Raw genomic sequence first — 3,450 nt, 5'->3', positions numbered from 1 at the left:
GGCACCACCTCGCCCGGAGTGCTCAGTTCGCTTCCGGTGGCGGAGCACCAACGGTCCACCCGGGACACGAGATCCACGACCAAGCGGTCCAGCAGCGCCACGCCTTCGCTCGCCGTGGCGGGCGTCGGGTCGCCGAGCACGCCGGTCGCCGTCACCGCCCGCACCCCGCCGTTCAGCAGCAGCGGCAGCACCTCTCCCAGCGGCCTGCGGTCCCCTGCGACGGCCCGGTCCATCCGCACCGCGTTCGGCCGCAAGGCCAGCTGCAGCGCCGTTTCCGGTCGTCCGGCGTGCGGGTCCCCGGTCCAGTGCGGCTGGAACACCTCGACGTCCCGGGACTCCGCCCGCAGCCGGGCGACAGCCCGGGCGACCGGCGCCGCGTTGCCGCCGTGCGCCGAGACGAACAGCACGCGCGTGAACGTCTCCGCCGCGGACCGGCCCAGCTCGACCAGCAGGAGCTCGGTCGCCTCCTGGCCGATCGAGAGCGTCCCGGCGAACCCGGCGTGCTCGCCGCTGGACCCGAAGGCCACGGCCGGCGCCACCAGGACGTCCGGCCGCTTCTCGGCCAGCCGGTCGCACAGCGCGAGCGCGATGTCCGTGTCGGTCGAGAGCGGCAGGTGCGGGCCGTGTTGCTCGGTCGCGCCGACCGGCACGGCCAGGATCGCTCCGGCCGCCGCATGGGCCGCGACGTCCGGCCAGGACAGGTCCGCGAGCCGCACGGTCAGCGCCTGAATCCCGCGAGGGGATTCTCGTCGCAGGCGCGCTCCGGCGGGCGGCGCATCCCGATGGTGACCGGGACCGGCTTGCGCTTCCGGTGGGAGTGGTCCAGCGACGGCTTCGGGACGCTCCCCGCCGCAACCCCGGCCAACGCGAGCTCGCCATGGCCGCGGACGCACTCCGGGTCCGGGCCGTCCAGCGGCAGGCCGGTGAAGAACTTCGCGGCCATGCAGCCGCCGCGGCAGGCGTCGAACGCCGAACACGACGTGCAGGCGCCGCCGCTCTGCGGGCTCCGCAACGACGTGAACAGCTCGGATTGCCGCCACACGGGGGTGAAGCCGGCGTCCCGGACGTTGCCGGCGAGGAAGGTCTCGTGGATGGCGAACGGGCACGCGTAGACGTCGCCGACCGGGTCGACCAGGCACACCACCCGCCCGGCGCCGCACAGGTTCAGGCCGGGCAAATCGCCTTCACCGTAGCCGGCGAGGTGGAAGAACGAGTCCCCGGTGAGCACGTTTTCGCCGTGCGCCACCAGCCAGTCGTACAACGAACGCTGCTGGGCGGCGGTCGGGTGCAGCTCGTCCCAGGTGTCGGCGCCGCGGCCGGACGGGCGCAGCCGCGTGATCCGCAGCTGGGCGCCGTAGCGGTCGGCGATCGCCTTGAACGCGTCGAGCTGGCCGACGTTGTGCCGGGTCATCACCACGGAGATCTTGAAGTTCTCGAAGCCCGCGTCGGCCAGGTGCTCCATCGCGCGGATCGCGGTGGCGTAGGAGCCGGGGCCGCGGACGTGGTCGTTGACCTCGGCGGTGGCGCCGTCGAGGGAGATCTGGACGTCGACGTAGTCGCTCGCGGCCAGGCGCCGCGCCACCTCCGGGGTGATCTTGACGCCGTTGGTGGAGAACTTGACCCCGACGTGGTGCTCGGTCGCGTAGTCGACGAGCTCCCAGAAGTCCGGGCGGACGGTGGGTTCGCCGCCGCCGACGTTGACGTAGAAGACCTGCATGCGCTCGAACTCGTCGATCAGCGCCTTGCACTCCGCGGTGGACAGCTCGCGCGGGTCCCGCCGTCCCGAGGAGGACAGGCAGTGCACGCAGGAAAGGTTGCAGGCGTAGGTCAGTTCCCACGTGAGGCAGATGGGCGCGTCGAGCCCGTACTGGAACTCGTCCACAAGGGACATCAGAGACTCCTCGGCTGGATCATGCTCGACGCGGCCAGTGCGGCCAGCGCGGCGCGGTAACGCGGCAGCTCGGGCCGGCCCACCCCGGCGCCCGCGCAGGCGGCGCGGGCGCTCGGGTGGTCGGCCAGGGACCGGACGACGGTCAGCAGCGCCGGGTTCTTCAGGAACGACAGGCGGCGGGTGCCGAAGTGGTACAGCAGCGCCCCGAACCGCTCGGGCCGGATCGACACCCGGTCGTCCAACCGCCACGCCGTGTCCAGATCGAAGGTGCCGGTGTCAGTAGACACCGCACATCCCGTCGATCGAGACCTCCTCGACCAGCAGGTCTTCGGCCACCACGACATCCTCGGCGAGGGTGGCCTGCCCCACGGTGTTCTCGTCCATCATGACTCCTTCGATACTGGGGATTCGGACATCGGCTACGGGCCGGCGCTACGCGGCGCCGGACCGGATTCCCAGCCGCGCAACCATCCGGCCCCGGGCGGGGACCGGAACGAAGCCGACCGCGGCGGTCATCGTCGCCCGGTGGCACGGGCCACAGGCGGGAACGCGGGCCGACGGCTGCGCGCCGGCCAACGGCACGAACTTGCCCGGGCGCGCCAGACCCGCGCAGTTGCTCGCGTGGTGCCCCGCGGGAGCGCACAGGCACCGGCATTCGGTATTCGTCATTTCCACTCCTCGACACTCCGGCCGATCCCGGCCCTTCGCCACTACGCGCCGGAATCGGCGGTCCGGATGAGCCCGTCCGCCTGGGCAAGGCCCGCGTCCAGCACGTCTCGTTCGGTTCTCGTCAGCTGGGCTCGCATTTCGGTTCCCGCCGCCTTGGCCAGGACGACCAGCCGTTTGGCCAGGCCCCGTGCCTGGGTCAACCGGATCCGGTTGCTGTCCAGCACGACCTGCGAGTCGTCGATCAGTGCCTCGTAGCGGTGGTTGAGATCGCCGTGGTCGTCGACGATCCTGATCGCACGGGCCAAGGCCGTCAGCTCGGCCGTGCGGACGCTCCGCAGGTACGGATCACCCATCGTCACGACCCGCCGAAGACGGTGCCCGCGCTGGACCAGAACACGAAGACGATCACCAGCAGCAGGAGCGCGACCACGCACCACACCGGCAGGTCGGGATCGATCGCGAAGAACCGCCTCGCCGGCTGGCCGCCTCGCAAGCCGCCTTCGACGACGTCCCTGCGCAGCGGCCCGGCGAGGTCCGTCCGGAAGAACCGCCTGCCGAACTCTTCGCCGGTCCGCACGCCGCGCAGGAGGACGTCCGGCGGCCCGTGGGAGACGATCTTGCCGTTCCACAGGACGGCGACCTCGTGAGCCACTTCCCGCGCGAAGTCCAGGTCGTGCGTCGTGATCAATACCGTGGCCCGCGCCTTCTCGTTGACCGACTTGATCGCCCTGACGATGGCGCCCGTGTAGCGGGAATCGAACGCGGTGTCGACGTCGTCGAGGACGATCAGCGACATGCCGGACACCAACGCCTGCGCAAGGAGCACCCTGCGCCTCGCGTGCGCGGGGATCTCCTCGGGGAAGGAACGCGCGAAGGCCTCCAGGCCGAAC

General features: G+C 71.5%; 7 protein-coding genes. All 7 read right to left on the bottom strand.

What is annotated here, in order from left to right:
* Window positions 1-716: mycofactocin biosynthesis peptidyl-dipeptidase MftE (gene mftE, locus H5411_RS45995; RefSeq protein ID WP_183127958.1), on the bottom strand; the 716-nt coding region annotated here is incomplete at its 3' end.
* A 2-nt stretch (window positions 717-718) separates the two neighbouring features.
* Window positions 719-1,891, bottom strand: a complete 1,173-nt coding sequence (gene mftC, locus H5411_RS45990; RefSeq protein ID WP_183127957.1) for a mycofactocin radical SAM maturase — start codon at window positions 1,889-1,891, stop codon at window positions 719-721.
* Window positions 1,891-2,178, bottom strand: coding sequence for a mycofactocin biosynthesis chaperone MftB (gene mftB / locus H5411_RS45985; RefSeq protein ID WP_183127959.1), 288 nt, complete (start codon window positions 2,176-2,178; stop codon window positions 1,891-1,893). Before mftB ends, mftC begins: the two co-directional genes overlap by 1 nt.
* Complete coding sequence (gene mftA, locus H5411_RS45980; protein WP_183127956.1) at window positions 2,168-2,275, bottom strand: mycofactocin precursor MftA; 108 nt, start codon at window positions 2,273-2,275, stop codon at window positions 2,168-2,170. Before mftA ends, mftB begins: the two co-directional genes overlap by 11 nt.
* 48 nt (window positions 2,276-2,323) lie before the next feature.
* Complete coding sequence (locus H5411_RS45975) at window positions 2,324-2,560, bottom strand: hypothetical protein (RefSeq protein WP_183127955.1); 237 nt, start codon at window positions 2,558-2,560, stop codon at window positions 2,324-2,326.
* Between the two features lie 41 nt (window positions 2,561-2,601).
* Window positions 2,602-2,913, bottom strand: a complete 312-nt coding sequence (locus tag H5411_RS45970; protein ID WP_183127954.1) for a hypothetical protein — start codon at window positions 2,911-2,913, stop codon at window positions 2,602-2,604.
* 2 nt (window positions 2,914-2,915) lie between these two features.
* Window positions 2,916-3,450 (bottom strand): P-loop NTPase family protein (locus H5411_RS45965; RefSeq protein WP_183127953.1); only part of this gene is annotated, 535 nt, incomplete at its 5' end.

Origin of the sequence: Amycolatopsis echigonensis, from assembly GCF_014174495.1 — a bacterium.
Lineage (GTDB): Bacteria > Actinomycetota > Actinomycetes > Mycobacteriales > Pseudonocardiaceae > Amycolatopsis > Amycolatopsis echigonensis.
The sequence above is the reverse complement of the archived record's forward strand: the minus strand, read 5'-3'. Positions and strand labels throughout refer to the sequence as shown.

Excerpts from the sequence above, each read along its gene's own strand:
- H5411_RS45970 (WP_183127954.1), bottom strand. The coding sequence starts at position 2,913 with ATGGGTGATCCGTACCTGCGGAGCGTCCGCACGGCCGAGCTGACGGCC.
- mftA (WP_183127956.1), bottom strand. The coding sequence starts at position 2,275 with ATGGACGAGAACACCGTGGGGCAGGCCACCCTCGCCGAGGATGTCGTG.
- H5411_RS45975 (WP_183127955.1), bottom strand. The coding sequence starts at position 2,560 with ATGACGAATACCGAATGCCGGTGCCTGTGCGCTCCCGCGGGGCACCAC.
- mftC (WP_183127957.1), bottom strand. The coding sequence starts at position 1,891 with ATGTCCCTTGTGGACGAGTTCCAGTACGGGCTCGACGCGCCCATCTGC.